This is a genomic window from Janthinobacterium sp. GMG2, assembly GCF_033949445.1.
GTDB lineage: Bacteria > Pseudomonadota > Gammaproteobacteria > Burkholderiales > Burkholderiaceae_D > Janthinobacterium > Janthinobacterium aestuarii.
Genome location: NZ_JAXAWA010000020.1, coordinates 1 through 1,300, shown reverse-complemented (window position 1 = coordinate 1,300; position 1,300 = coordinate 1). Strand labels below are relative to the sequence as shown.

1 protein-coding gene is annotated in these 1,300 nt (G+C 68.6%); it reads right to left on the bottom strand.

All coding sequences use genetic code 11. The annotated features are described in order from the left end of the window. The coding region (locus SKZ59_RS28110) for an Ig-like domain-containing protein (protein WP_319993602.1) at positions 1-1,300 on the bottom strand (1,300 nt) is incomplete at both ends.

Here is a 1,300-nt window from a genome sequence, read left to right as displayed (position 1 = left end):
TGGCGGCGTCAGGCTCAGGCCGAAGCTCGAACGTCCCCAGCCATCGCCATGCAGGCTTTCCAGGCGCTGCGTGAAGTTCGACAGCTGCGCGCTGGCGAAACGCCGCGCCGCATCGGCTTGCGCCGCCTGCAGGCCGATCACTTCCGGATCGACCGACGGGTCGCGCCGCGCCGTCACCGTCACGTTGACCACACCCGGCTTCGAGGTGGCGTACGCATTGCTCAGGGTGTAGCTGACGACGGCCGCGCCGGCGAACTTGCCCGAGGCCGCAAAACTCAGCTGGTACGACGGCTTGCCGGCCGTGCCGATATCGCGCACCACCACCTTGCCCGCTTCCGCCGGCGCCACGCTCAGGATATTGGCCGCTGTAAACGGTCCGCCCGTGGCGCCCGCCGTCAGATCAACAGTGACCGTCAGGCCGGCCACCACCGTGACGCTCTGGCTGAGCACTTGCGGCATCGGATTGACGGTGATGGTCGACGTCACCGGCGCCGAAGTGCCGAACGCGTTCGACAAGGTATAGCCGATGCGGATCTCGCCGCTGGTATTGATGCCTGGCGTGTAGACGATGTCCATGCCATTGACCACCGCCGTGCCGCTGGCCGGCTGCGTCGTGATAGCCACCGCCGTGAACGGGCCGCCCGTAGCGCCTTGCGTCACGGGCAAGGTCACCGGCGTGCCGGCCAGGACCGTCGCCGTCTTGGCGACAGGTACGGGGACCGGTTGCGGCGCCACCGTCACGCTGACCGTGGCAGGGGCGGAGGTGCCGCCCGGTCCCGTCGCCGTGTAGCTGAAGGCGTCAGGACCGAAGTAGTTGGCATTCGGCACATACGTCACCTTGAAAGAGCGACCGCTGCCGCCGCCCGCCGCGCCACTCGACACCACCGTGACGGTGCCATGCTGCGGCGGCGTGACGATGGTCACTGCCGTGATCGGGCTGCCATCGGTGGAAGCGATGGTCAGGCTCACTTCCTGGTTGGCCGAGGTGGTCGCCGTTTCATTCGGTACCGGTGGCGGCGCCTGGTTCACCTGCAGGGTCAGCGCTTGCTGCACCGTGAACTGGTGCACATCCTTCGCCTGCAAGGTAAAGGCAAAGCTGCCCGCCACCGTCGGCGTACCGCTCAACACACCGGTGGCCGCATCGAGCGCCAGGCCGGTCGGCAAAGCGCCGCCGCTCACGGCATACGCATACGGCGCCACGCCGCCGCCGGCCGTGAAGGTCTGGCTGTAGGCATCGCCGGCGCGGATCGCCGCCAGGCTGGCCGGCGTCAGGGTCAAGGTGGGCGCCGCGACGGCCAAG